Annotated in this window: 21 protein-coding genes; 15 read left to right on the forward strand and 6 right to left on the reverse strand. The window is 67.0% G+C overall.

The window, feature by feature from the left end; translation table 11 throughout:
- Positions 1-60 precede the first annotated feature (60 nt).
- The 4 genes from O0J73_RS00705 to O0J73_RS00720 all read left to right on the forward strand — a co-directional run bounded on the left by O0J73_RS00705 (position 61) and on the right by O0J73_RS00720 (position 5,283).
- On the forward strand, positions 61-1,005 hold the full coding sequence (locus tag O0J73_RS00705; RefSeq protein WP_308307760.1) for an AraC family transcriptional regulator: 945 nt from the start codon (positions 61-63) through the stop codon (positions 1,003-1,005).
- Positions 1,006-1,096: 91 nt separating this feature from the next.
- Positions 1,097-1,684 (forward strand): TetR/AcrR family transcriptional regulator, encoded by a 588-nt coding sequence (locus tag O0J73_RS00710; protein ID WP_308307761.1) that lies wholly within the window; start codon positions 1,097-1,099, stop codon positions 1,682-1,684.
- Positions 1,685-1,779: 95 nt separating this feature from the next.
- Positions 1,780-2,283 carry a hypothetical protein gene (locus O0J73_RS00715; protein ID WP_006435418.1) on the forward strand — a complete coding sequence of 168 codons (504 nt, stop codon included), beginning with the start codon at positions 1,780-1,782 and terminating at the stop codon, positions 2,281-2,283.
- Between the two features lie 243 nt (positions 2,284-2,526).
- Entirely contained in the window at positions 2,527-5,283 is a 2,757-nt protein-coding gene (locus O0J73_RS00720) for a PAS domain S-box protein (protein WP_308307762.1), read from the forward strand.
- A gap of 5 nt (positions 5,284-5,288) precedes the next feature.
- Here the strand turns inward: O0J73_RS00720 and ftrA are convergent, their stop codons facing one another.
- Positions 5,289-6,290 carry a transcriptional regulator FtrA gene (ftrA, locus tag O0J73_RS00725; protein ID WP_308307763.1) on the reverse strand — a complete coding sequence of 334 codons (1,002 nt, stop codon included), beginning with the start codon at positions 6,288-6,290 and terminating at the stop codon, positions 5,289-5,291.
- Positions 6,291-6,513: 223 nt separating this feature from the next.
- Between ftrA and O0J73_RS00730 the strand changes: the two genes are divergently transcribed.
- The 9 genes from O0J73_RS00730 (at position 6,514) to O0J73_RS00770 (ending at position 17,138) form a co-directional block, all read left to right on the forward strand.
- A complete protein-coding gene (locus tag O0J73_RS00730; RefSeq protein ID WP_308307764.1) occupies positions 6,514-9,090 on the forward strand; it encodes a TonB-dependent receptor in 2,577 nt (858 codons plus the stop codon).
- 87 nt (positions 9,091-9,177) lie between these two features.
- Positions 9,178-9,759, forward strand: a complete 582-nt coding sequence (msuE, locus tag O0J73_RS00735; RefSeq protein ID WP_308307766.1) for an FMN reductase — start codon at positions 9,178-9,180, stop codon at positions 9,757-9,759.
- Between the two features lie 156 nt (positions 9,760-9,915).
- A complete protein-coding gene (locus tag O0J73_RS00740; protein ID WP_197562979.1) occupies positions 9,916-10,278 on the forward strand; it encodes a DUF3088 family protein in 363 nt (120 codons plus the stop codon).
- 14 nt (positions 10,279-10,292) lie between these two features.
- Positions 10,293-11,270, forward strand: a complete 978-nt coding sequence (locus O0J73_RS00745; RefSeq protein WP_308307767.1) for an MsnO8 family LLM class oxidoreductase — start codon at positions 10,293-10,295, stop codon at positions 11,268-11,270.
- Positions 11,271-11,288: 18 nt separating this feature from the next.
- Entirely contained in the window at positions 11,289-12,632 is a 1,344-nt protein-coding gene (locus O0J73_RS00750; RefSeq protein ID WP_049457243.1) for an LLM class flavin-dependent oxidoreductase, read from the forward strand.
- A 4-nt stretch (positions 12,633-12,636) separates the two neighbouring features.
- A complete protein-coding gene (locus tag O0J73_RS00755) occupies positions 12,637-13,857 on the forward strand; it encodes a M20 aminoacylase family protein (protein ID WP_308307768.1) in 1,221 nt (406 codons plus the stop codon).
- The gene (locus tag O0J73_RS00760) at positions 13,854-14,405 is read left to right on the forward strand and encodes a GNAT family N-acetyltransferase (RefSeq protein ID WP_006435457.1); all 552 of its coding nucleotides are present in this window, start codon (positions 13,854-13,856) and stop codon (positions 14,403-14,405) included. The genes O0J73_RS00755 and O0J73_RS00760 overlap by 4 nt, the downstream gene beginning before the upstream one ends.
- Positions 14,402-16,147, forward strand: coding sequence for an amino acid ABC transporter permease/ATP-binding protein (locus O0J73_RS00765; RefSeq protein ID WP_308307769.1), 1,746 nt, complete (start codon positions 14,402-14,404; stop codon positions 16,145-16,147). The genes O0J73_RS00760 and O0J73_RS00765 overlap by 4 nt, the downstream gene beginning before the upstream one ends.
- Positions 16,148-16,163: 16 nt before the next feature.
- Positions 16,164-17,138: an ABC transporter substrate-binding protein gene (locus tag O0J73_RS00770; RefSeq protein ID WP_308307770.1), complete on the forward strand. Its 975-nt coding sequence runs from the start codon at positions 16,164-16,166 to the stop codon at positions 17,136-17,138.
- 88 nt (positions 17,139-17,226) lie between these two features.
- Here O0J73_RS00770 and O0J73_RS00775 read toward each other — a convergent pair whose 3' ends face one another.
- Positions 17,227-20,343 (reverse strand): discoidin domain-containing protein, encoded by a 3,117-nt coding sequence (locus tag O0J73_RS00775; protein WP_308307771.1) that lies wholly within the window; start codon positions 20,341-20,343, stop codon positions 17,227-17,229.
- Between the two features lie 221 nt (positions 20,344-20,564).
- Between O0J73_RS00775 and O0J73_RS00780 the strand changes: the two genes are divergently transcribed.
- Both O0J73_RS00780 and O0J73_RS00785 read left to right on the forward strand, forming a co-directional pair.
- On the forward strand, positions 20,565-20,807 hold the full coding sequence (locus tag O0J73_RS00780) for a hypothetical protein (protein ID WP_006435629.1): 243 nt from the start codon (positions 20,565-20,567) through the stop codon (positions 20,805-20,807).
- Between the two features lie 33 nt (positions 20,808-20,840).
- Positions 20,841-21,338, forward strand: a complete 498-nt coding sequence (locus tag O0J73_RS00785) for a DNA-binding protein (protein WP_308307772.1) — start codon at positions 20,841-20,843, stop codon at positions 21,336-21,338.
- 94 nt (positions 21,339-21,432) lie between these two features.
- Here the strand turns inward: O0J73_RS00785 and O0J73_RS00790 are convergent, their stop codons facing one another.
- From O0J73_RS00790 to O0J73_RS00805, 4 genes are all read right to left on the reverse strand, one after another.
- A complete protein-coding gene (locus tag O0J73_RS00790; RefSeq protein WP_308307773.1) occupies positions 21,433-22,326 on the reverse strand; it encodes an SDR family oxidoreductase in 894 nt (297 codons plus the stop codon).
- A 23-nt stretch (positions 22,327-22,349) separates the two neighbouring features.
- Positions 22,350-22,847 (reverse strand): DUF1097 domain-containing protein, encoded by a 498-nt coding sequence (locus tag O0J73_RS00795; protein ID WP_197562995.1) that lies wholly within the window; start codon positions 22,845-22,847, stop codon positions 22,350-22,352.
- A 16-nt stretch (positions 22,848-22,863) separates the two neighbouring features.
- Positions 22,864-23,607, reverse strand: a complete 744-nt coding sequence (locus O0J73_RS00800; protein WP_308307775.1) for an SDR family oxidoreductase — start codon at positions 23,605-23,607, stop codon at positions 22,864-22,866.
- A 218-nt stretch (positions 23,608-23,825) separates the two neighbouring features.
- Positions 23,826-24,902 (reverse strand): MBL fold metallo-hydrolase, encoded by a 1,077-nt coding sequence (locus tag O0J73_RS00805; RefSeq protein ID WP_308307776.1) that lies wholly within the window; start codon positions 24,900-24,902, stop codon positions 23,826-23,828.
- Between the last annotated feature and the right edge of the window lie 28 nt (positions 24,903-24,930).

Genomic DNA, 24,930 nt, shown 5'->3' on the forward strand with positions numbered 1-24,930 from the left:
ACGGCTACCCAGGCCTAGGATTCGCCCAGTCTTGCCTATTCCTCTGGCGCGCTCGTGCCCGTGGTCGATTCCCAGCAGGCGCAGATGCAGGCGCGCATGGTCGGCCTGCTGCAGACTTTGGCGGTGGAGGAGGGCTATACGCTCACGCCGCTGCCCGGGGTGCGCCTGCTGCGTTCCAACCGGCCGCTGGCGCGCACGCCGGTACTGTATGACCCCGGCATCGTGATCGTCTGCCAGGGCGTGAAGCGTGGCTATCTGGGCGGGCAGGTGTACCAGTACGACGCGCAGCATTACCTGGCGGTGTCGGTGCCGGTACCGTTCACGATGGAAACCGAGGCGTCGGAACAGGCGCCGCTGCTGGCGATCTATCTGCACCTGGACCTGCAGCTGGCAGCGGACCTGATGATCGAACTGGGCGAGCAGGCCGGTGCAGGGCAGGTACCCGCACAGAGCATGATGTCCAGCGCGATGCAGGCGCCGATGCAGGCGACGGTGCTGCGCCTGCTGGAAGCGTTGGCCGATCCGCTGGAAGCCGCGGTGCTCGGGCCGGCGCTGGTGCGTGAGCTGTACTTCCGCGTGCTGACCGGCGCACAGGGCGCTGCAATGCGCGAGGCGTTGGCCATGCGCGGGCGCTTCGGCAGCATCGGCAAGGCGCTGCGCACCATTCATTCGGCGTATGCCACGGCCCTGGATGTGGGCCAGCTGGCGGCCGAGGCGGGCATGAGCGTGGCGACTTTCCATGACCACTTCCGAGCGATCACCGGTACGTCGCCGATGCAGTACGTGAAGTCGACCCGGCTGCATCAGGCGCGGTTGCTGATGCTGCGCCAGCGCATGACGGCCGAGGCCGCGTCGCTGGCGGTGGGCTATGCCAGCCCGTCGCAGTTCAACCGCGAGTTCAAGCGCCTGTTCGCGCTGCCGCCGGCAGCCGAGGTGGCACGCATGCGGCGCAGTTTTTCCGTGCCGCCGGGGCCGGCAGAGGCGGTGTACGTGTCTTCGCATTGAGGGGCTCGGTGGTTTCCTGGGATGCCGGCCAGCGGCCGGCACTACCGGGGGGGTATTGACTGCGAGCCTACCTACTAGTAGGTTCTTACATATGAAAGAGTCGCTCTCGCCCAAGGCCCTGGAGATCCTGGCCCACGCCCGTTCGCTGCTGGAGGCCGGCGGCTACAACGGTTTCAGCTATGCCGACGTTTCGGCGCGGGTCAACATCAGCAAGGCCAGCATCCACCACCATTTCCCCAGCAAGGTGGACCTGGTGCGCACGGTGGTCGAGCTGTACCGGGTCGAAGCCCGCGAAGGCCTGGCGCTGCTGGACCGGCAGCTGGACGACCCGCTGCAGGAACTCAACGCCTATGTGGACTACTGGTCGGCCTGCATCGCTGGCGGCACGTCCTCATTCTGCATCTGCGCGATGCTGGCGGCCGAGTCGCCGATGATTCCTGCGGAGATTGCCGAGGAAGTGCGCGGCCATTTCGAGGACCTGAGCGGCTGGCTGGCGCTGACCCTGCAGAAGGGGGCGGCGACGGGGCAACTGCATCTGCAGGGCTCTGCGGCCGATGAGGCCAAGGCATTCATGTCGGCGGTGCATGGCGCGATGCTGGCCGCGCGCGGTTTCGGTGATGCCGGCACGTTTGCCACGCTGGCGCGCCTGGCGATTGCGCGGGTGAGCACCGCCCGCTGAACCCGGTTGTTGAGGCCTGCGAGGTTCGCAGGCCTTTCTTTTGAATACTAAGCCTACCTACTAGTTGGTTCATTCAGCCATAAGGAGTTTTCCCCATGTCACACGCACTTTCCGCCCTCGGGGTGATCCACACCGCTGTCAGTCTGGTTCCGGTGCTTGCCGGTCTGTACGGCTTCATCCGACACCGCGCCATCGACCCGGCCACGCGTTCGGGCAAGGCCTATCTGGTCGGCCTGGTGCTGTCGGTGGCGACCTCGTTCACCGTGTCCAGCACCGGTGGGCTGAATCCGGGCCACGCCTTCGGCGTGATCGTGCTGCTGGCCGCTTTCGGCGGTGTGCTGGCCGGGCGGCTGCCGTTCCTCGGCCGCGCGCGGCCATACCTGTCGACCTTCGGACTGTCTTTCAGCTTCCTGCTGTCGCTGGTGCCGGGGGTGAATGAAACGCTGACCCGGGTACCGCTGTCGCACCCGATCGCCGCGGCACCGCTGGCGCCGGTGATCCTGCAGACGCTGCTGGGGTGTGCTGTGGTATTCGTGCTGGGGTTTGCCGCGCAATGCGTTCGGATCTGGCGGCAACGGGCGCGCGTTGCGATGTCTTGACGCTTTCGGGTGGGCGGATCGCGTAGATTGGCGAGGCCAGTCTCATTTCCTGCAGCGGCTTGAATGCCGCTGGGGCGCTGCGACCCCCGCCCTCCGTCAGGATGTGAAGTGCAACCGAGTCGATCTGTTTTCCCCCGTGCGACGGGGGCCGCTGCCGAGCGTGTCCGCGACCATGACTGGTCGGCGACTGCGCTGGGCCCGTCGGACCACTGGCCCGCGTCGCTGCGTTGCGCGGTTGAACTGATGCTCAACTCCCCCGAGAGCATGTACCTGGTCTGGGGCCCGGAGCTGGTGTTCCTGTTCAATGATGCCTATGCGCCGATCCTGGGGCCGCGGCTGCCGCAGGCGATGGGCGCGCCGCTCCGCACCCTGTGGGCGGACGCCTGGCCTGCGGTACGCGAGCCGATCGAGCGCGCGTTCGCCGGGCAGGGGTCGCGTTTCGAGAACGTGCCGGTGGCGATGAACCGCTACGGGCAACCGGAAGATACCTGGTGGACGTTCTCGTTCTCGCCCCTGTACGGCGGCGACGAGCAGGTGGCGGGCGCCTTCTGCGTGACCAAGGAGGTGACCGGGATGATCGTGGCCCAGCAGAAGCTGGCCCGCGAGAATGAGCGGTTGATCGCGCTGTTCGAGAAGTCGCCGATGTTCATGGCCTTCCTGACCGGCCCCGAGCACCGCATTGCACTGGTCAACCCGGGCTATGAGAAACTGATCGGCCACCGCGAGGTGGTTGGCCGGCCGTTGGTCGAGGCCCTTCCCGAAGCTCTGGACCAGGGCTACGTGGATCTGCTGGATGAGGTGTACCGTACCGGCGAGCCGTATATCGGGCGCAAGGTGGCCTACGACAGCGGGGTGCCGCAGCCCGGGTTTGGCCCACGGCATATCGTTGATGTGGTGTTCCAGCCGTGCAAGGACGAAGCCGGGCAGGTCAACGGCATCTTCGTGCAGGGCCTGGATCTGACGCCGCAGGTCGCGCTGGAACAGCATCTTTCGCTGACCGAGGCACGCCACCGGCAGATCATGGACAGCGCCCGCGACTACGCCATGATCGCCACCGACATGGACGGTCTGATCACGCTGTGGAACCGCGGCGCGGAAGAGACGCTGGGCTGGCACGAAAGCGAGGTGCTGGGCCAGCATGCCGGGCTGCTGTATCTGCAGGACGATCTGCAGGCGAACCGTTTCCAGCACAACATGCAGCATGCGCTGCTGCACGGCGGGCTGAGTGGCGAACGCTGGCTGCGCCGCCGCGATGGCGGGCGCTTCTGGGCGCAGGGCTCGATGACGCTGCTGCGCGGCGGGGAAGGCGAGGCGGTGGGATTCGTGGTGGTGTTCCGCGATCGCACCTCCGAACGCACCGCCGCCGATGCATTGGCGCAGAGCGAACGGCGCCTGGCGGCGCTGGTCTCGGCCGCGACCCAGTCGCTGTATTCCATTTCCGCCGATTGGCAGCAGATGAGCCTGATCTACCGGCAGGGCGACGCGGCGGAGCTGCACGATGCGCAGGGTTCCTGGCGCGAGCAGCTGGTTCACCCGGGCGACCGCCTGGCCGTGGATGCGGCCATCGACGAGGCGCTGCAGGCTACGTCCGCGCTGGAGGTGGAACACCGCACGCTGCTGCCGGACGCCTCGGTGCGCTGGGTGCAGCTACGCGCGGTGCCTTTGCTGGATGACCATGGGCGGGTGAAGGAATGGTTCGGCGCGGCCTCGGACATTACCGACCGTCGCATTGCCCAGCAGCGCCTGCAGCAGCTGACGTTGACGCTGGAAGAACGGGTGCAGGCCAGGACGGCCGAACTGATGGCGATGGAGGAGCGGCTGCGGCAGGGCCAGAAGATGGAGTCGCTGGGGCAGTTGACCGGCGGCATCGCGCACGACTTCAACAACATGCTGACCGCGGTATCGATGGGGTTGGAGCTGCTCGAAATGCGCGTGGAGCAGGGCCGCGTGGATGGGCTGGAGCGCTACCTGGAGATGGCGCGCTCCGGTGCCGACCGTGCCGCTGCGCTGACCCAGCGCCTGCTGGCGTTTTCCCGGCGGCAGACGCTGGCGCCGTCGTCGGTGCGCGTTGCCGCATTGGTGAGCGGTATGCTGGATATCCTGAACCGTTCCATCGGCCCTTCGATCAACATTGAAACCCGTTTCGAGGATGCGGTACGGGTCGATGCACCGCAGCTGGAAAACGCGCTGCTGAATCTGTGCATCAACGCGCGCGATGCCATGCCGGGGGGCGGCACGATCATCATTTCCAGCAGCACCGAAGCGCTGGCAGGAACGCGCAGCGAGCGGTTGGGACTGCCGGCTGGTGACTACGTGCGCCTGTCCGTGCGCGATACCGGTACGGGCATGGATGCCAGCGTCCTGGAAAAAGTCTTCGAGCCATTCTTCACCACCAAGCCGATCGGGCAGGGAACCGGGCTGGGCCTGTCGATGATCTATGGCTTTACCCGCCAGTCGGGCGGCCAGGTGGACGTGGAATCGGCACCGGGTGCGGGTACGACCATGCATCTGTACCTGCCGAAATCCGATCCGGCGCAGGCGGTCGATGTCGCCCTGCCGAGTGCGATGCCACTGAAGCCGGCCTCGGCCAGCCGATCGGTGCTGCTGGTGGAGGACGAGGATGCAATCCGTGGGCTGGTGCGCGATGTGCTTTCGGGACTGGGCCACGCGGTGACCGAGGCGGCCAATGGCAGTGAGGCGTTGGCCTTGCTGGACAGTGGGCAGCACTTTGATCTGCTGGTGACGGACGTGGGCCTGACCGGCACGTTGAACGGCCGGCAGGTTGCCGACGCCGGACGACAGCGGCGCCGCGACCTGCCCGTGCTGTTCATCACCGGCTATGCCGCGAGTGCTGCGGTGGGCGGCGAGCATCTGGAGCCTGGCATGGAGATCCTGACCAAGCCGTTCAAGGCCGTGGAGCTGGAACGGCGGGTTGATCAGCTGCTGTCCCGATCGGGCAGGGAATGGAGCGTTGACGCGCAGGATCTGCCCGCCGCGTAACGGGGTCAGCAGCCCACCAGGCGATCCGCACCGATGCCGCTGCGATGCTGGCTGCGGTACTCGGTGGGGCTGGCATCGACCTGGCTGCGGAAGTGGCGCCGGAAGGATTCCTGCGAACCGAACCCCGCGTGCTCGGCAATCCACTGCAGTGGCCGGTCGGTGGTTTCCAGCAGCTCGCGGGCGAAGGCCACGCGCTCGCGGATCAACCAGTCGATGGGTGACAGGCCGGTGGCGTCCAGGAACTGGCGTTGCAGGGTGCGCTGGCTGAGCGCGGCCTGCTCGGCGAGGCTGCCGAGCGAGTGCGGCTCGCGCAGGTTGCGGCGCATCCATTCCATCAGCTTCGCCAGGCGGCTGGGCTCGCCGTTGGGAATCGCGCGGCTGACGCGCTGGCTGCGCCCGGCATCACGCCACGGCGCCAGCACCAGCCGCTCGGCCACCAGGTTGGCCACGCGCGCGCCGTAATCCTTGCGCACCATGTGCAGCATCATGTCCATGCCGGTGGCCGAGCCGGCCGAGGTGATGATGCTGCCGGCATCCACATACAGCACGTCCTCGCGTACATCGACGCGGGGGAAGTCGCGCGCAAGCGCTTCGGTGAGGCGCCAGTGGGTGGTGGCCTGGCGGCCATCGAGCAGGCCGGCCCAGGCCAGCACGAAGGCACCGGAGCAGATCGAGGCGATACGCGCGCCGCGCGCGTGGGCGCGGATGAGCGCATCGAGCAGTGCCTGTGGCGGGCGCTCGCTGGGTTCGCGCCAACCGGGGATGACGATGGTGTCGGCGTCATCGACGCTGTCTAGATCGTAGGGCAGCTGCACCTGGGTGTTGCCGAGCATGCGAAGTGCGCCGGGTTCGCCCGCGCACAGCTGGGTGCGGTACCAGGCCACGCCCAGTTCCGGCCGCACCGGTGCGAACAGGCCGACCGCGCAGCCGAACTCGAACAGCCCCTGGCCGTGGCAGGCGACGATGGCGACCAGTGGCGCGTTGGGATCGGCGGGCAGGGTTGGCATGGCTTGATGCTACGGGCCGCGGTGCCAGGCGTTGCGCGGTGCGCGGGCATGAGGTGATGCCTGTGAGGCATGTAGCGCTGCAGACCGCGTTGCCGCCTAACGTCATGACCAGCGGTCATGTGGGTGGCCGGATGTTACGGCTGGGTGACGCGATCACGCCTGTCGTGGCGGGTGAACACGCTCTTGAATGGAAGCGTGTTTCCGGCCCACCTCACGAGCCCCCATGCCTGCCGCCCACACCCCCGTACTGAGCACGCTTGCTGTCCTGATCGCCGCGGCCCTGGCGGCATCGCCCAGCCATGCCGCTGAAGCCGATGCCGAGCCCGCCACCACCGCGGCGACCGCCAACGTGGCTGCGTCCACGCTGGACGCCGTGGTGGTGACCGGTTCGCGTACCAGCACGCGCACCGTGAAAAACAGCTCCACGCCGATCGATGTGATCTCCGCCGAAGACCTCACCGCCACCGGCCAGGGCAACCTGCTGGAAGCGCTACAGCGTGCGCTGCCTTCGCTGAGCCAGATCGGTGGCTACCAGAGCGATCAGGAGAGCCTGATCCGCGGCTACCAGCTGCGCAATCTGTCGCCGGGCTACACGCTAGTGCTGGTGAATGGCAAGCGCCGCAATGCCAGCGCCTACGTGAGCGGGGCCAACGGTGGTGGGTTTCCCGGGCATGCCTGGGCCGATCTGGCGTTGATTCCGGTTGCTGCCATCGACCATGTGGAAGTGCTGCGCGATGGCGCCTCGGCAATCTACGGCTCGGACGCGATCACCGGTGTGGTCAACGTGATCCTGAAATCGCAGGCGCACGGTGGCGATCTGTCGGTGGAAAGCGGGCAGAGCATCGATGGCGATGGCTCGCGTACCAGCGTGCGTGCCAATGTTGGTTTGCCGTGGGGCGCCGATGGCTTCGTCAACCTGTCCGGCGACAGCACGCGCCAGCATCATGCAATCCGTACCCGCCGCTACATCGATGGCTACCTGAGCTACCCGGCGGTAGACGCGAACGGCAACCTGGTGGCACTTCGCCCCAACAACCGGCTGCCGGCGGGAGCCTCGCCGAACCCGGCCGAGGCCAACCGCAATGCCGAGGCCAACACCATCCTCAGTTCGCCCTCGTATGCCTTGAAGGCCTTCGCGGTGAACGTGGGTCATGGCCTGGGTGAAAGCGCGCAGTTCTATGCCAACGCGACCGCCAGCGACCGCACCGCGCAGGCGATCCAGAATTTCCGCCTGCCCGCGACCATCTTCACCACTTACAAGGCACCGGGCGTGCTGAGCGTGTTTCCGGACGGCTTCCTGCCGGTGCTGGACACCAAGGAGAAGCAGTACACCGGCACGGCGGGCGTGAAAGGCCAGCTTGCCGGCTGGGACTACGACGCCAGCTTGACCGGCAACCGCAGCACCGTGCGCACCTACACGCGCAACTCGGTGAACTACTCACTGCCGTACCCGGGCTCGCCCACCGATTTCTATGACGGCAAGCTGGACTACCAGCAGGGCATCGCCAACCTGGATCTGCGCCGTGGATTCGAGGTGGCGGCGTTCGCATCGCCGCTGGAAGTGAGTGCGGGCGCCGAATACCAGCACGAGCAGTACGAGCGCGGGGCTGGGCAGTGGGAGTCGTACACCGGCTTCGGTGCCGCCGCGTTCGTCGGCTACTCCACGGCCGATGCGGTGAAGGCCACGCGCAACAGCAAGGCGGTGTATGTGGGTGCAGCGACCAACATCACCTCACGCTGGTACCTGGATGCGGCCGCGCGCTGGGAAGACCATTCGGATTTCGGCAGTGTCTCGACCGGGCGGCTGACCACGCGCTTTGATTTCACCGATGCGCTGGGCCTGCGTGCGACGGTCAGCAACGGCTTCCATGCCCCCAGCCTGGGCGCGCAGTTCTACCAGGCCACTGGCAGCTGCCCGTGCGGCACAACGCTGGTGGCGCAGGTGTCCTCGCCGGCGGCGATCGCGCTGGGTGCAACGCCGCTGAAGCCTGAGAAAGCCACCAACTACAGCCTGGGCGTGACCTGGGATCCGAGCCCGGCGTTCCATCTGGCAGTAGATGCGTACCAGATCGACATCCGCGGGCAGCTGGGCCAGTCCAGCCAGATCGGCTACAACGCGCAGGACCCGGCGCGGGTGACCGACAACAGCGGCACGGTGCTGAGCGCGGCGCAGAAGAACACCATCGATGCGCTGCTGGGTTCGGCCGGCATCAGCATCCTGGCCGGTGATGCGTTCTACGCCAGTTACTTCACCAACGTGGGCAACACCCGCACGCGGGGCGTCGAGCTGACCCTGGAAGCCAACCAGGAAACCGCCTGGGGCAAGCTGCGCTGGAGCTACGCAGCCAACATCGGCCGTACCACCATCCAGAAAGTCAGCGACATTCCGGCGGCACTGCAGGGCCTGCCGAACATCAACCTGCTGACAAAGTCCAGCGAGTACGCGCTGCGCTTCCGCACGCCCAGCTACACGCAGGTGGCAGGGCTGGGGTGGCAGAACGGGCGTTGGCGCTCGAACGTGGACTTCACCTACTACGGCCCGATCAAGCGCCTGAACAACGGCGTGGAGTACAAGCAGCCACCCGTGCTGGTGACCAACCTTTCCGGTGCTGTGGAACTGGGTGCGGGCTGGAGTGCGGCGCTGGGCATCAACAACGTGTTCGACAAGCGCACCCGCAAGGTGCCCGGGTACGCGCGTAGTGCCACCGATGTGGCCAGCATCGAGACCACCTGGGACAGTGGCGATGTGCTGGGCAATGTTGGGGCGTACTGGTACGGGCGGGTCAATTACCGGTTCTGAGGTTCAGGCCAACGGCAGTCGAGCATGGCTCGACTCTACAAGGGCGAAAGCAGCCGGGCAGGGCTCGGCTCTACATGGGAGGGTTTCATGTCTTCTGCACTGAAGGTGGTTGCCTTGGTCGGGTCGCCGACCAGTTCCGCGACGTCGCGTACGTTGCTGCTGGTCCGGCACCTGCTGGAATCGCTGCAGCAGCGGGTGCACGCCAGCGTGGACCTGGTGGAACTGGCGCCGATCGCGCGTTCGCTGGGGCAGTCGCTGACGCGCGCCGAGGCGCAGCCGGAAGTGGAACGGGCACTGCGGGCCATCGAGGCTGCCGAACTGCTGGTGGTGGCCGCGCCGGTGTATCGCGGCTCGTATCCCGGCTTGTTCAAGCACCTGGTGGATTTCATCGAACTGGAGGCATTGGTGGATACGCCGGTACTGCTGGCGGCGACCGGGGGCAGCGAGCGCCATGCGCTGGTGATCGATCACCAGCTGCGGCCGTTGTTCAGCTTCCTGCAGGCGCACACGCTGCCGATAGGGGTGTATGCCACGCCGGCCGACTTCGACGGTGAGCACAACCACAGCGCCGCCTTGCAGGCCCGGATCGCACTGGCGGCCGAGCGTGCGGTCGGCCATCTGGCCACGCAGGCGCGGGTGTTGCCGGCGCCGCTGCGGCGCATTGCCTGACGCCATAACCGGCGGCGCTTTGCTTATGGCCAAGGCGCATCTGCATGGCCGGATATGACCGCCGATTGTCGCCTGGCATCGCTGTTGCCGGCGCTGGCTTCTCTAGCATCGAAATCGAATCGGCATTGCATTGCCGGCCCTGATGAGGACGACTCCGTGAGTCTGGACGCAACTGACAAACCCATCCTGTTCCTGCTCGATCGTGAGTTCGAGGACGGCCAGCTTCCCGGCCAGCGCTTCTTCTGCCGGCACAGCCTGTTGCTGGAAGGAGCGCTGTCGAGCATCGATGGTCTCGATGCACAGCTGGATGTGCGACGCATTGGCTTCGCGCGGCCGCGCCGCGAGGTGATCGCCGAGATCGGTGAACAGGACCAGTCGTTGCCGAAGCTGGTGCTTCCGCAGGGCGTGCGCAGTGAGCTTGCCAGCGGTGCACACCAGGATCGCCAGTACATCTCCGGTGCCGAACCGATCCTGGCGGCGCTGAACGGGTTGCTTGGCATTCCCGTGGCCCACCCCTGAGCGAGGACGCGACGATGAGCTACCTGATCAGCGTGTTGGACAAGAGCCCGGTGGCCGAAGGTGCGTCGCCAGAACAGGCGCTGCGCCACAGCCTGCAGCTGGCGCAGCGCGCCGAGCAGCTGGGCTACCACCGCTACTGGTTTGCCGAGCACCATGCCGCACCCACGCTGGCCAGCCCTGCGCCGGAAGTGCTGGCGGCGTGGGTACTGGCGCAGACCCGGCGCATCCGCGTCGGCAGTGGCGGCGTGATGCTGCGCCACTACGCACCGTACAAGGTGGCCGAGAACTTCAACCTGCTGGCGGCGCTGGCGCCGGGACGGGTGGATCTGGGCGTGGGCAAGGCGCCCGGCGGGTTGCCCGCGTCGACCGCCGCGCTGGCGGCAGGGCGACCGGCCTTCGCCGATTTCGACCAGCAGCTGCGCGACCTGGAAGGCTATCTGTCAGGCGCCGAGGGCGACGCACTGGCCCGGCCCCTTCCGCAGCAGGCACCGGAACGCTTCCTGCTGGGGGCCAGCCCGCAGAGTGCGAAGCAGGCGGCCGAGCTCGGTTGGCGCTTCGTCTACGCCGCGCACTTTGATGGTGATCCGAAGCATATCGAAGCCGCGTTCGACGCCTACCGCAGCGCGTCGACGCAGCCACCACTGCTGGCCACGGTGGCCTTTGCCGCACGGTCTGCCGAAACCGCGGCGCGGCATATCGGCGCGCTGCGCGTCTACAAGCTGCACCTTGGCCCCGGCCAGACGGTGAATCTGCCCAGCCCGGAAGCGGCTGCCGAGTACGCACGCCAGGTAGGCGTGGCCGACTTCCGCATCGAGGAAACACGCCCGAGCGTGCTGTCCGGCGATGCGCAGCACGTGCGAGACGAACTGGATGCGCTGCATCGGCGCTTCGGCGTGGGCGAGTTCATCCTCGACGCGCCGGTGGCCGACCTCGACGCACGCCTGGCATCCCTTGAACTGCTGTCGCCCGCGCCACGCGCGGCGGTGGCCTGACCTGCAGGAGCGATTCCCATGAGCACGACCCCGCGCCACATTCCGTTCGGCATCATGCTGCAGGGCCCCGGCAGCCACATGCATGCCTGGAAGCATCCGTCCAACCCGGCCGATGCCAGCGTCAACCTGCAGTTCTACATCGACATCGCGCGTACTGCCGAGGACAACGGCATCGCCTTCGGCTTTGTGGCCGACGGGCTGTACATCAACGAGAAGTCGATTCCGCACTTCCTCAACCGTTTCGAGCCGATCTCGCTGCTGTCGGCGCTGGCGACGGCAACGAAGAAGATCGGCCTGGCCGGCACGCTGTCGACCTCCTACAGCGACCCGTTCACGGTGGCGCGCCAGTTTGCTTCGCTGGACCTGCTCAGCGGCGGTCGCGCCGGCTGGAACGTGGTGACCTCGCCGCTGGAAGGTTCGGGGCGCAACTACGGGCGGCCACACCCCGAACATGCGCTGCGCTATCAGATTGCTGACGAGTACCTGGAGGTGGTGCAGGGGCTGTGGGATTCATGGGATGACGGTGCCTTCGTGCGTGAGCGCGACACTGGCACGTTCTTCGCGCCTGAGACGTTCCGTCGGCTTGACCACAAGGGACGCTTCTTCCAGGTGGAAGGGCCGCTCAACATCCAGCGTTCGCCGCAGGGCCAGCCGGTGATCTTCCAGGCCGGTTCATCCGATGATGGCATCGCGCTGGCCGGCAAGTATGCCGATGCGGTGTTCACCCATTCGCCGTCGCTGGAAGAAACCCGAGCATTTACCCAGAAGGTGAAGAACTCGGCGATCGCGCACGGCCGCAGCGGCAATGACGTGAAGATCTTCCCGGGCATCGGCCCGATCGTCGGACGCACCGCCGAGGAAGCCGAAGCCAAGTACCAGGCGATTGCCGCGCTGGCCACGCTTGAGGACGCGCTGGCTTATCTCGGCCGCTTCTTCGACCACCATGATTTCAGCCAGTACGACCCGGATGCACCGTTCCCGGAGTTGGGCGGGATCGGCAGCAACTCGTTCCGTTCCACCACTGACCGCATCAAGCAGGACGCGCGCGAAAAGGGCCTGAGCCTGCGCCAGGTGGCATTGGAAGCCGTGAGCCCGCGGCCGAACTTCATCGGCACGCCGGAGCATGTGGCCGGTGAGCTGATCCGCTGGTTCGACGCCGGTGCCAGCGATGGCTTCATCCTCGGCTTCGCTGCACAGCGCGAAGGCCTGGACGATTTCGTGACCCAGGTGCTGCCGATCCTGCAGGCGCGCGGCTATCACCAGCGTGAGCTGGAGGGGCAGACCCTGCGTGAGCATCTGGGCCTGCCATACAAGGCCAGCCGGTATGCAACCGACGCCGAACCGGCGCGGAAGGCGGGGTAGGGCGATGAGCGGAGAAACCGCGGCAGTGCCGGACCAGGTCCGGCGGACACCCACGTCGAGCGGTGTGCTGCCCGAAATCGCAGCACGCGCCGACGCGGCCATCGCCATCCGCCATGACCTGCACCGGCACCCGGAGCTGGCCTTCGAGGAACACCGCACCAGTGCCCGCGTAGCCGAGTTGCTGCAGCAGTGGGGCTATGGAGTCACCACCGGTCTCGGCGGCACCGGCGTGGTCGGCATACTGCAGCGCGGGCAGGGCAGCCGTCGCCTCGGCCTGCGCGCCGACATCGATGCACTGCCGATCCACGAGGATTCCGGACTGGCCTATGCCAGCCAGACCGACGGCCTGATGCATGCCTGCGGCCACGATGGCCACACCGCCATCCTGCTGTCGGCCGCGCATTACCTGGCTCACCATGGCCGTATCGACGGCACCCTGCAGCTGGTATTCCAGCCGGCCGAGGAAACCGGCTCGGGCGCGTCGAAGATGATTGCCGACGGCCTGTTCGAGCGCTTCCCGGTGGATGCAATCTATGGGCTGCACAACTGGCCGGGCGTACCCGTGGGCCACTTCGGCTTCGTCGACGGTCCGGCGATGGCGTCGGTGGACTGGGCGCGGCTGAAAGTGATCGGCAAGGGCGGCCATGGTGCCGAGCCGCAGGGCAGTGTCGATCCGATCCTGGTGGCGGCGCACATCATCACCGCGCTGCAGAGCGTGGTATCGCGCAATGTCGATCCACGGCAGATGGGCGTGGTCACGGTCGGCTCGATCCATGGCGGGCAGGCCGCCAATGTGATTCCGGACGTGGTCGAACTGACGTTGACCGTACGCGCCTATCTGCCCGAGGTGCGCGACACCCTGCGCCGTCGGACCATCGAGATTGCCGAGCAGACCGCCGCCGCCTTCGGTGCGCGGGCCGAGATTGCATTCCCGCGTGGCTTCCCCAGCGTAATCAACCATCCGCAGCAGACCGCCTACGTCCGCGAGGTGGCTTTGCGTGGCTTCGGCGCCGAACAGGTAGTGCCTGACTTTGCGCCGCGCACGGCCAGCGAGGACTTCGCCTTCCTGCTGCAGGCGCGCCCCGGAAGTTTCGTGTTCGTCGGCAACGGCGACAGCGCACCGCTGCACAGTCCGCGCTATGTGTTCAACGACGCCGCCATCGCGCCGGCCGCCAGCCTGTGGGCGCGGTTGGCCGAAGACTACCTGGTGAAGGACGTGGCATGAGCAGCAACGAACGCTTCTTCTATACCTCGGTGGATGATCCGCTGGCGCGGCCCCTGTTCGATGGCCTGGAGCAGGAGTACGACAGCCGCTACGCCGACGTGCGCCGACGCATCGGTGGCAGTGCCCGCGAGGAGCTGCAGCGATACCCCGCGCAGGCATTCGCCTCACCGGTAGGCGCGTTCGTACTGTTGCTGCGCGACGGCGTTGCGATCTCCGGGGGTGCCTTCATGCCGCACCGCGATCCGGAGACCGCTGAATTCAAGCGGATCTGGACGCTGCCGGGGCTGCGGCGGCAGGGGATCGCGCGGCGCGTCTTGCAGGAGCTGGAGGCGCAGGCCGCGCGCCAGGGCTATCGGCGGGTGTTCCTGACCACCGGCTTCCGCCAGCCCGAAGCGGTCGGCCTGTACCTCAGCCATGGCTACACCGCGCTGTTCGATCTGCAGGCGGATCCGGAAACCATCGCTCACCTGCCGTTCGAGAAGTATCTGCAGGCGCCCGCGTCACGGGTCGCGCAGGCGCAGGCTGTACTGCATGGAGCCCACGCATGAGCACGCCGTCGACCGCGCTGGATGGAATTGCCGCACGCCCCGCACCGGCGCCCGCGCTGAAGATCGTGCCGGCCCGGCATCCACTGCAGGTGTTCGGAACGCTGCTGGCGTTGGCGCTGATCCTGATTGCCCTGCAATCGGTGCTGGGCAATCCACGCTGGGGCTGGGGCACGTTCGCCGAGTGGTTCTTCGCGCGCCCGGTGCTGGAAGGCCTGGGCCGCACGCTGCTGCTGACCGCACTGGGTACCGGCCTTGGCTTCGCGCTGGGCACCCTGCTTGCGCTGGCGCGCGTCTCCGGCTCGCCACTGCTGTCGGCGGTGTCGTGGGGCTACGTCTGGTTGTTCCGTTCGATCCCGCTGCTGGTGCTGTTGTTGCTGCTGAACAACCTGGGCTACCTGTACAGCACCATCGAGCTGGGCGTGCCGTTCACCGGCATCAGCCTGTTCTCGTACCCGACCACCCAACTGATCGGTGTGTTCACGGCGGCGGTGCTGGGCCTTACGTTGAACCAGGCCGCATTCTCGGCCGAAGTGATCCGCGGTGGCATCCTGTCGGTCGACCATGGCCAGTACGAGGCGGCAGCCGCACTTGGCCTGCCGCGTGGCCGCCAGGTGCGCCGCATCATCCTGCCGCAGGCGATGCGCTCGATCCTGCCGGCAGCGTTCAACGATGTGATCGGGCTGGCCAAGAGCACGTCGGTGGTCTACGTGCTGGCGCTGCCAGAGCTGTTCTACACCGTGCAGGTGATCTACCGCCGCAACCTGGAGGTGGTGCCGCTGCTGATGGTGGCCACGGTCTGGTACCTGGTGATCCTGACCGTGCTGTCGCTGTTGCAGCGACGGGTGGAGCAGCGCTTTGCGCGCGGCCAGCTGCAGCGCGAGCGCTCGGTGTCGCGTGTATCGTCGCCGACGCGTACACAGCACGATCCCACGCCGCGCGCCACCAGCCGCCCGCGCATCGCCGCGCAGGTCGAGGCGGGCGAGGGTGCATCGGTGTCGTTGCATGGCGTAGGCAAGGTGTTCGGCGACCAGCCGGTGCTGGAAGACGTGAACCTGGACCTGCGCGCGGGCAGCGTGACCGTACTGATCGGCCCGTCCGGTGCCGGCAAGTCCACGCTGCTGCGGCTGATCAACCACCTGGAACGCGCCGACAGTGGCTACGTGGCCGTCGGCGGCCAGCTGATCGGCTACCGCCGTGACGGTGACACCCTGTACGAGCTGCCGGAGCGCGAGATCCGCCGCCGCCGCGCCGAGGTCGGCATGGTGTTCCAGGGCTTCAACCTGTTCCCGCACCTGACCGCGCTGGAGAACATCATCGAGGCGCCGATCGCGGTGCGCGGCGTGCCGCGCGCGCAGGCCGAGCAGCAGGCGCGCACGCTGCTGGAGCGGGTGGGCCTGGCCGACAAGGCCGATGCCTTCCCGCGCCAACTGTCGGGCGGCCAGCAGCAGCGCGTGGCGATTGCCCGCGCGCTGGCCCTGCAGCCGAAGGTGCTGCTGTTCGACGAGCCGACCTCGGCACTGGACCCGGAGCTGGTGGCCGAAGTACTGATCGTGATCGAGGAACTGGCCCGCTCCGGCACCACGCTGGTGATCGTTACCCATGAGTTGAGCTTCGCCCGTCGCGTGGCCGACCACGTGGTGATGATGGACCAGGGGCGGGTGATCGAGCAGGGCACGCCCGAGGCCCTGTTCCAGCGCCCGCGCCAGCAACGCACCGCCGATTTCCTGGCCAAGACTCCGTAACCCCGAAAGGAACGCCATGAGCCCTGCAGCATCGCGTGGACCGTCGCGCAGCACTCTGTTGATCGTGGGCGTGCTGGTCATCGGCATCGCCGGCATTGTCTATTCGCGCGTGCGCCAGGCACCGGATACCGGCACCGTGGCGGTGGCCAGCCTGGCCGGCGCGAACACCGCCGTGCTGGAAGGCACACTCGATCCGAAGGCGCAGGCGTTGATTCCCGCGGGCTACCGCTTCGTCACGCCCGGTACGTTCACCGTGGCCACCCACCCGGGGCAGCTGCCACTGGCAGACTATGGTGCTGACAGCAAGGAGGTGGTCGGCATCGAGCCGGACATCGCGCGACTGATTGCCGATGCATTGGGCCTGAAGCTGGTGATCGTGCCGGTGGCCTGGGCCGACTGGCCGCTGGGGCTGGAATCGGGCAAGTACGATGCGGTGCTGTCGAACGTGACGGTCACCGAGGAACGCAAGAAGAAGTTCGATTTCTCCAGTTACCGCTACGACCTGCTGGGCATCTATACGCGCAGGGATGGGCCGATCCGGAAGATCGACAAGCCCGCCGACGTGGCCGGGCTGAAGGTGGTGGTCGGTGCTGCCACCAACCAGGACCAGATCCTGCGGCAGTGGGACCGGCAGAACATCGCCGCCGGTCTGAAGCCGGTGGAATACCAGTACTTCGATGATGCGGTGGTGGGGCGGCTTGCGGTGATCACCGGCCGCGCCGACGTCTCCTTCGAACCCAATGCTACCGGCGCCTACTCGGCGCGCGACGGCAAGGTGCGGCGCGTCGGCCTGTTCCCCGGTGGCTGGCCAAACGCTGCGGCGATCTCGGTGACCACGCGCAAGGGCAGCGGCCTTGCCGACGCAGTGACACAGGCGCTGAACACCCAGATCGGCAGCGGCACGTATGCGCAGGCGCTGGCGCGCTGGAACGTGGCCGAGGAAGCGGTGCCGCAGTCGCAGACCAATCCTCCGGGGTTGCCTGCACTCTGACGCCGGGTGTGGCCCGGCGCGGCCCTGTAGCGTCGGGCTTGCTCGACTGGGGTGGGGGGCGGCGAAGTGCAGTCGAGCAAGCTCGACTCTACCAGCGCGCTTCCAGCGTCCGGAACGGTTTCGTCAGGCGCACGCCCTCGGCATTGAAGTCGGCAACTGGCCGCCCATCCACACGCACCGATTTCGGTATCGTGCGCTGCGGCCACCAGACCTTCACCGCCGTGCCTCTGCGCAGCCCATCGCCCAGCGTGACCGTCAGCGCGCCGTCGCGCTGCCGCGCCTGCATCTGCAAGGTGCCATATGCGGTGGGCAGTCGCTCCACCGCCAGCCCATCACCGGCCACCCAGGACGGCGGAGTGCCCGGCAGCAATGACAGCGCATCATCGTCTTCGCGCATCAGCATGCCGAACAGCGTGCGACCATACTCGGCACCGATCCAGGTGTGTGGCATGTCACCCAGGTAGCGCGGGAAACGCAACCGCGAATGCACGACTTCGGCCAGCACCTGCCACTCCAGCGGGCGCCGGTCATGCAGCAGGCCCTGCAGCAGTTCATCGGCGGCCTCGGGCTGGCCCAGGTGTACGTAGCTCAATACGTTGCGGATCTCATAGGGCGTGTAGGCATACAGCGCACCGGGCTGGTTGCGCTTGCGCACGTCCTCCAGATAGCGGGCGAAGGTGGTCCGCAACGCATCGGCAGGCAACACGCTCTGCGCGCCGGTCGGATCCAGGGCGATCGAGACGCCCGTGGGATCGCCATCACCCAGATCCGCCGAGGACGGGATGAAGTCGATGCCCTTCCACGCCATCGTCGCGCGGATCGATGCGTGCAGCGCGTCGTACAGCGCCTTGTGCTGCTGACGCGCCCACACCGCGGTTTCGTGATCGCCCAGTGCGTCGGCCAGCCACGCGCCATCGTGCCAGCCCTTCAGGCCCCAGTAGTCATCCCAGTAGCTGTGGGTCGGTGATGGATAGCCCTCATGACTGATGGATGGTGCAAGTATGCCGGCGAAGCGTTCCGGCGACGGCTGGTCGGCCATGTAACCCGCTACCAGCGTGCGCTCGCGCAGCTGCTGCAGGAAGCGCAGCGCCGCCTTCACTTTCGGCAGGTACGCGCGCACCGACTCCGGCCCGCCATCGAGGCGGGCGACATCGGCGACCAGTGCGACGTATTGCCCCTGGCTGTCGTACTCGATGTCCGAACCAAAACCGGTGTTGACGCTGCCATCGTCGTTGAGGATCGGCGAGACCAGTCCGTTGGCGTGCACGCCGTGCTCGCTGTACCACGCAAGGTAGTCGCGCGCGACCTTGGCTTCGCCCATGCGCAGCAGCACCGCCGACGTGGCCATGCCGTCGCGGATGAAGGAGCGGTTGTAGTTGCGTGGCCCCGGCTGCATGGCCGGCCCGGTCTGGTTGATCAGCATGTAGGCGGCCTGCGCGCGCAGCATGTCGACCAGCGAAGGATCGGGCAGGCGCAGCCCAACCTGGCCCAGCCGTGCCTGCCAATCCGTTGAGGCCTGCGCGCCCAGGGTGTTGAACGCTGCATCGGCGTCGTGTGGCAGCGAGGACAGGTCGAGCGGAGGAGCGTCCGGCAGTGCACCGTTGGCATCGGCGGCGGCGGTGCCCAACGGGAAGGCAGCGACGATGGCCTCGCTGGCCCCGGGCGCCAGCGAAACGCGATAGCTGAGGGCCGCTGCGGCAAGGCCCTGGTCATCCCGTGCCTGTTGCGTGTCGGGCAGCGTGCCGGTGGCGATGGCGGCAGTGATTTCCTTTGCACCTTCCGCACCGAAGGGCGCGGCGCCCGACGCCGTCACCGGGGTGAGTGAATGCAGCAGGATACGGCCATTGATGCGCACCGCCTGACCTTCGACGGACACATCGCGGATCGGTGACAGGCCACCGTTCTGCCACGGCGGGTTCATCTGCATGGGGCGTACAACCAGGGTCAGCGTGCCGTTGATCGTGGTCGTGCCGCTGTTGTGCAGCCGGTGGCGAAGCAGGGTGACCGGCTGCCCGTCGCGCTCAATGGCGAAGGCCTCGCTGCGCAGCTCCAGTCCGGGCTGCGGTGCCCAGGTGGCCGACGGCATCGGCTTCCATCCATCGCGCAGGGCATGCTGCACCGTCTGCCCCGCCGCGCCTGCAGCGTGCCCGTCGGCATTGCGCCAGATCGGCTGCACCAGCGGTGCGCCCTTGAAGGCTTCGAGATTGCCGTATTCGTCGAAGATCGATTTCTGCCGACCCGCGTGCACACCCACGGCGGTCCAGTAGGTCTGCTGCATCTGCAGCGAGGCGGGGAACAAGGCACGTTGCGCACCGCTGGCGGCAATCTGGTAACGCTTCATCGGCGTCATCACCGCCTTCGGGCCCAGCAGGCGGATGCGGGCGATCTGCGGAGCGTCGCCGTGCACCGTCAACCGTAGTGCGTGGATGTCGAGCGGCGCGCTGGCCGCGAGCCAGCTCTGCTGCCGGGTCGCGGCGTGCGCATCCATCGCCAGCGCATGCCAGCGGCCTTTTGCATCCTGGGCCTGCAGCGCAGCGGCGCCATGCACGCTGGCCCAGTCCACCGCCAGCCCGGTGCTCGGCTGCGGCCGTGGCAAGGTGATGTCGAGCGTATGGACGCCACCCCTGCCGGCGGGAATTGCTACTGCACTGCCGCCTTGCCACAGCGCCGCTGACTGCGTGGCATCGAGTCCCACCACGCGCGCGCTGAGCGACGTATCGAGCGGTTCCATTTCGAAGATCGACACGCCCCAGTCGGAGGTGCGCCGCGGACTGGCCAGGCGCAGGTAACGGGCCTGGCGTGGCGCGAAGTACAGCGTTTCGACGCCGCCGAGTGAATCGCCCATGGTGTAGGCGGTCTGCCACTGCGTCCCGTCCAGCGAGGTCTGCAACGTGTAGCCCTCGGGATTGGAGACATCCCAGGTCAGGCGCACGCCAGCGAGCGTGGCCGGTGCGCCGAGGTCGATCTGGAACCAGTGGCCGGGACTGAACGCGCCGCCGGTCACCGTGTTCGGATCGTTGTCGATCAGGTGGCTGATGGCCATGGCCGGGACCTGCTGCGATGAAGCACTTGCACGCCACTGGTCGCGGGCCGGCAGGTTCTGGGCCTGCGCGGAGAACGCCAGCCCGACAAACAGCAGGGCTGCGGTGAGGCGGAAAGAGGAGGGCAGCTTGAGGACAGTGGAGCGTTCAACGCGAAATGCCATTACAGACAACCTCGCAGGTTCGGCCGGGATCGGGCGAGCGCTACGCTAGCAAGGGTTGTAACCGTTTACATGACGCGCTGCGGTAGGCGATGCAACGAGTGCTGACGGATGTGGCTCTGGACGCATGACCGGGATTGGCTAGGGTCATTGCTCAAGGCAAAGCATGCAGGTTGTCATTTGACAACCCTGGCCTGTCATGTGCAGACTAGGGAGAACAAGGAATGTCTCGTGCTCGTCATCCCGACAAGGACATCGAATCGGTGCTGCGGTTCGCGGAAGCTCGAGGCTGGAGCCTCCGTGTAGGTGGGAGCCATGCGTGGGGCCGGATGTATTGCCCTTACAACGACACCGACTGCCGATGCGGAGAATTCTGTGTCGTGAGCATCTGGAGCACGCCGCGCAGTCCTGGCAACCATGCGCGCGCCTTGCGCCGCGTGGTCGAGAACTGCAGTCGTGAGCAATGAAATCAGGCTTCGACGGAAGCGAGGTGGCAGATGATGGAATTCAATTTCACCCTGAAGTACCGCTTGCCCGAACTCTACGATGACGTCGGAGTGCTTGAGCGGCGGCTGGTGGAGGCGGGGTGTGACGACGCGCTTCTGGGCAGCGGCTTGCCGGGAAGGATGGCGCTGGCCTTCTGCCGTGACGCCGACAGCGCGGCGGTCGCCCTGTGCTCGGCAGTGGATGATGTGCAGCGGGCCGTGCCGGGTGCCGAACTGGTGGAGGTGAGCCCCGATCTGGTTGGGCTTACGGATGTGGCCGATCTGCTCGGGATGTCGCGACAGAACATGCGGAAGCTGATGCTGGCCAACCCGCAGTCGTTTCCGTCCCCGGTGCATGACGGCTCAACCTCCATCTGGCATCTGGCCGACATTCTGGGTTGGTTGCGCGCGCGTGGCAGCGAGAAGGTCACCACGGAAATGGCCGAACTGGCCGCGGCCGCATTGCAGTTGAATCTGGCCCGGGAAGGGCGCAGGTTGCAGCCGAAGGCGTAGTGCCAGGCTGCCGCATCAGCGCTGTCACCCGCGCGCTGGGGGCCTGCAGAAAGGGCGCCCGAAGGCGCCCCGCAGGTGCATTGATCTTCCCGGCTCAGCCTCGTGGCGAGAGCAGGTCTGCAAGACCGATGGAGGCGTACATTTCGCGTCGCATGCGATCGGCAACGGCATTGACCACTTCGGCGCCGTCCTGTGAGGGGTCTACATGTACCCGGAATGGCCGATGTCCGTGTGGCAGGCCCACCACCCGCACGATCTGCCGCGCGACCTCCTCGGGATCGGCATCTGCAGGCTCCAGCCCTGCCAGGCCCTTCAGTGCCTGGTCGGCGACACCTGCATACGGGCCATTCTCATAGTCGTCCACGATGGCGGTATCGGCGGGCGTGCCCGAATGCAGGAAGTGATTGGTGCCCTTGGTGAATGCACCCGGCACCATGATCGTGGTCTCGATGCCCCACCGCGACAGTTCGGTTGAATAGGACACCGCCAGTGCATCCATGGCGGCCTTGGCGGCGAAGTAGGGCGCAAGGAACGGTGGCGTGCCACCGCGTGTGGAGGACGAGCCGATCCAGACGAGCAGGCCGCTGCCACGGCGGCGCAGGTGTGGCAGCGCGGCGCGGTTCACCCGCTGTGTGCCCAGCACATTGACGTCGTACTGCTGCATCAGCTGCTCCGGGGTGAATGCTTCAGCCGGCCCGAACACCATGTGCCCGGCGTTGTGCACGATGACGTCGAGCGCGCCTGCTTCGGCCAGAACCTGTTCGACCGCCGCCTGGCTGGACGCGTCCGACTGCACGTCCAGTTCAACGCTGCGAAGGTCGGCGTGATGCGCGTCTGCCCACTGTGCGATGTCGGCCACGCGGGTTGCATTGCGCCCGCGCGTTTCGCGCATCGAGGCGTAGACGACGTGGCCGGCAAGGGCCAGTGCCTTGGCGGTCATCAGGCCGAAGCCGGAGGATGCGCCGGTGATCAGGATGGTGTGCGACATGGAAACTCCAGAAGAAGAGAGGGTCATTGCCGGGCGCGGGCCAACAGGCGCTGCGGCACGGTGTGCGCGGTCCAGGCGGCCAGTGAACCGAGGGCGCTGGCCGCGGCCAGTTCGGAGAGATGGGCCAGCGAGGGCTCGAGGTGGGCCGCGAACCAGCTGACCAGACCGAGGAAGTACCCCAGCAGGTTGTTCAATACCGGCAGGCCACGCAGGGCGACCACGCACAGCGCTACGACCAGCACGACGGCGGGCACGGCCAGCGAGGGACCCAGTGAGGGAGAGAGCAGGCCCACTGCAAGTGTTGCCAATGCGCCGATGCCCAGCCCGAACCAGACGCAGGCCAGGTTTTCGATCGTCGAGCGCGTGCCCTGCAGCCGCGTGAAAAAGGCAATCCAACCGATGAACATCGTCCACACCGGCCAGCCGGCATGCAGCGCTCCGGCTGCGGCGAAGGCCGCGGTGAGCGCCGCGGTCACGGTGACGAGGGCGTAGGCACTGCGGGAAACAGGGATCGGATTCATGGCGTCTCCCCGTGGCTCAGACCGCGCCGCCGTTGGCACGCAGGACCTGACCGTTGATCCATCCGCCGTCGGCACCGGCCAGGAAGGCCACAGCAGCGGCGATGTCATCCGGCGTACCCAGGCGTTCAAGCGGGCTCATCTTTGCCAACCGGTCGATCAGCTCGGCTGATTTGCCTTCCAGGAACAGGCTCGTTGCCGTCGGGCCCGGTGCGACCGCGTTCACGGTGATGCCGCGGCCGCGCAGTTCCTTGCTGAGGATGGCGCTCATGGTTTCCACCGCCGCCTTGCTTGCGGCATAGACGCCATAGCGCTCGAGCTTGAATCCGACCACGCTGGTGGACAGGGTGACGATGCGGCCGCCGTCGCGGACACGGCGTGCGCTCTCGCGCAGCACATTGAACGCGCCCTTCAGGTTGATGGCGATGAGGCGGTCGAACAGGGTGTCTTCGCTCTCGGCCAGCGAAGCGAGTTCCAGTACCCCGGCACTGTTCACGACCACATCGACACCGCCGAAACGTGCCTCGATCGCATCGAACAGGGAGTGCACGGACTGCGGCTTGGCGACATCGGCTTGAAGCGCGATGGCCTGTCCGCCATTGGCCATCAGCTCGTTGGCCAGTGCTTCGGCCTCTTGGTGACGGCCGGCATAGTTGATGGCAACGGCAAAGCCGTCGGCGGCGAGGCGGCGGGAGATGGCGGCGCCGATGCCGCGCGAGCCGCCGGTGACAAGGGCAACGGGGGCTGAGGAAGCGATGTTCATGTTCAGATCCAGGAAGGCGCACCCACATGGCGCACGGTCATCCTGAGCGTAATTGCCGGACGGATAATCCCCCTTGATCCGGCAACATCATCCGGGTAGCCGAACAATCAGGCCGCCGACCCGCTGTACGTCCCCGCCCGGGCCGCCACAGCTGTGCTGCTGCAGCACCCGCGCGAGGCGGGGGCGGCAGAGGGTTCCAGGCAGGGCGCGGTGGCAGGCTACAACTGCACCTGCTCCCACCAGCGCGTGCCGGCGCTCGGCGCCTGCATGTCCAGCGCTTCGCCCATCATCGGCGTGGCCACCGGCACGCTGTTTGCCTTCGCCAGGGCGGTGATGCGCTCGAACGGTTGTTGCCAGGCATGCAGGGCCAGATCGAAGGTTCCGTTGTGGATCGGCAGCAGCCACTTGCCGCGCAGATCCAGGTGCGCCTGCAGGGTCTGTTCCGGTTGCATGTGCACGAACGCCCAGCGTGGGTCATAGGCGCCGGTTTCGATCATGGTGAGGTCGAACGGGCCATACTTCTCGCCGATGGCCTTGAAGCCATCGAAGTAGCCGGTGTCGCCACTGAAGAAGATGCGGAAGTCGCCGTCCTGGATGACCCAGGACGCCCACAGGCTGCGATCACTGTCGCCCAGCCCACGGCCGGAAAAGTGCTGGCCCGGGGTGGCGGTCAGGCGCAGGCCGCTGGCTTCGGTCGACTGCCACCAGTCCAGCTGTTCCACCTTGGCGGCATCCACGCCCCAGGCGATGAGCTGGTCGCCCACCCCCAGCGGCGCAATGAAACGCGCGGTCTTGCCGGCCAGCTGCATCACCGCGGCGTGGTCTAGATGGTCGTAGTGGTTGTGCGAGAGGATCACACCGGCGATCGGCGGCAGTTCGTCGATGCTGATCGGGGGCGCGTGGAAACGCGCCGGGCCCATCCACTGCACCGGAGAGGCGCGCTCGGAGAATACCGGGTCGGTCAGCCAATACTGGCCGCGCAGCTTCAGCAGGATCGTCGAGTGCCCGAGCCGGAACAGGCTGCGGTCGGGCGCGGCGTCCAGGCGGGCGCGGTCCAGCGGCAGCACCGGAATGGGGTGCGCCGGCACCGTGCCCTTGGGTTTGTTGAACAGGAACGTCCACCAGATCTCCGCGCCGTCGCGCAGGCCCATTGCCGGCCGCGGCAGGGCGTTGCGGAACTTGCCGTCGCGGTACTGCGGCGAATCGGGGAAGTCGGGAAGGGACCAGGACTTGCAGAAGGTGTAGGCGGTCACGGCGAGGATTCCAAGCAAAAGGACAAGGAGCAGGCGCTTCATGGGTGACGTCCGCTGAGTACACTGCACA

It is taken from the genome of Stenotrophomonas sp. Sm6012 (genome assembly GCF_030985895.1).
Lineage (GTDB): Bacteria > Pseudomonadota > Gammaproteobacteria > Xanthomonadales > Xanthomonadaceae > Stenotrophomonas > Stenotrophomonas forensis.

Bases quoted from the DNA above. Each gene is read 5' to 3' on its own strand.
- O0J73_RS00710 (WP_308307761.1), top strand. From the start codon at position 1,097: ATGAAAGAGTCGCTCTCGCCCAAGGCCCTGGAGATCCTGGCCCACGCC.
- O0J73_RS00715 (WP_006435418.1), top strand. From the start codon at position 1,780: ATGTCACACGCACTTTCCGCCCTCGGGGTGATCCACACCGCTGTCAGT.
- O0J73_RS00720 (WP_308307762.1), top strand. From the start codon at position 2,527: ATGCTCAACTCCCCCGAGAGCATGTACCTGGTCTGGGGCCCGGAGCTG.
- ftrA (WP_308307763.1), bottom strand. From the start codon at position 6,290: ATGCCAACCCTGCCCGCCGATCCCAACGCGCCACTGGTCGCCATCGTC.
- O0J73_RS00730 (WP_308307764.1), top strand. From the start codon at position 6,514: ATGCCTGCCGCCCACACCCCCGTACTGAGCACGCTTGCTGTCCTGATC.
- msuE (WP_308307766.1), top strand. From the start codon at position 9,178: ATGTCTTCTGCACTGAAGGTGGTTGCCTTGGTCGGGTCGCCGACCAGT.
- O0J73_RS00745 (WP_308307767.1), top strand. From the start codon at position 10,293: ATGAGCTACCTGATCAGCGTGTTGGACAAGAGCCCGGTGGCCGAAGGT.
- O0J73_RS00750 (WP_049457243.1), top strand. From the start codon at position 11,289: ATGAGCACGACCCCGCGCCACATTCCGTTCGGCATCATGCTGCAGGGC.
- O0J73_RS00755 (WP_308307768.1), top strand. From the start codon at position 12,637: ATGAGCGGAGAAACCGCGGCAGTGCCGGACCAGGTCCGGCGGACACCC.
- O0J73_RS00760 (WP_006435457.1), top strand. From the start codon at position 13,854: ATGAGCAGCAACGAACGCTTCTTCTATACCTCGGTGGATGATCCGCTG.
- O0J73_RS00765 (WP_308307769.1), top strand. From the start codon at position 14,402: ATGAGCACGCCGTCGACCGCGCTGGATGGAATTGCCGCACGCCCCGCA.
- O0J73_RS00770 (WP_308307770.1), top strand. From the start codon at position 16,164: ATGAGCCCTGCAGCATCGCGTGGACCGTCGCGCAGCACTCTGTTGATC.
- O0J73_RS00775 (WP_308307771.1), bottom strand. From the start codon at position 20,343: ATGGCATTTCGCGTTGAACGCTCCACTGTCCTCAAGCTGCCCTCCTCT.
- O0J73_RS00780 (WP_006435629.1), top strand. From the start codon at position 20,565: ATGTCTCGTGCTCGTCATCCCGACAAGGACATCGAATCGGTGCTGCGG.
- O0J73_RS00785 (WP_308307772.1), top strand. From the start codon at position 20,841: ATGGAATTCAATTTCACCCTGAAGTACCGCTTGCCCGAACTCTACGAT.
- O0J73_RS00790 (WP_308307773.1), bottom strand. From the start codon at position 22,326: ATGTCGCACACCATCCTGATCACCGGCGCATCCTCCGGCTTCGGCCTG.
- O0J73_RS00795 (WP_197562995.1), bottom strand. From the start codon at position 22,847: ATGAATCCGATCCCTGTTTCCCGCAGTGCCTACGCCCTCGTCACCGTG.
- O0J73_RS00800 (WP_308307775.1), bottom strand. From the start codon at position 23,607: ATGAACATCGCTTCCTCAGCCCCCGTTGCCCTTGTCACCGGCGGCTCG.
- O0J73_RS00805 (WP_308307776.1), bottom strand. From the start codon at position 24,902: ATGAAGCGCCTGCTCCTTGTCCTTTTGCTTGGAATCCTCGCCGTGACC.